The sequence below is a fragment of the Neisseria sp. P0001.S005 genome (assembly GCF_051963715.1).
Map to the genome: position 1 here is coordinate 1 of NZ_JBQCTZ010000734.1, position 379 is coordinate 379.

Sequence of the window (379 nt, forward strand, 5' to 3'; positions counted from 1 at the left end):
ATTGTCGAAAAAAGATATTGCCGATTTGCCTGCCGGAATGATGGATTTGGAGGCATTAAGCATTTGGAAGAAAACGGTAAACGGCGCAGATTATTATTTGAGCTTGACTGAAGACAGTTGCAGCGTGCGCACGGCTAAAGCCGACGACCATCTGATTTTCAAACAATTTTTGGCTTTGGCAGAAAATCCGCCGCAAGGTTTGAACGCTGAATTGCGTGCCGATAATTTGGCGGAAACCCCATTGCCTATGCGTCAGATTTCCTACGCATGGCGTGCGTCCGGCAGTCCGAAAGAAACCTTGCTGACCGTTAAAACAACGTCGTCCGAGCATTTTCCGGTACAGGCTGTTTTTTATTTGACCCATCATTCTTACGACAAT

The 379-nt window shown here is 46.4% G+C and carries 1 protein-coding gene; it reads left to right on the forward strand.

From position 1 onward, the window contains the following. Window positions 1-379: NMCC_0638 family (lipo)protein (locus ACTHSP_RS22610; protein ID WP_440347085.1), on the forward strand; the 379-nt coding region annotated here is incomplete at both ends.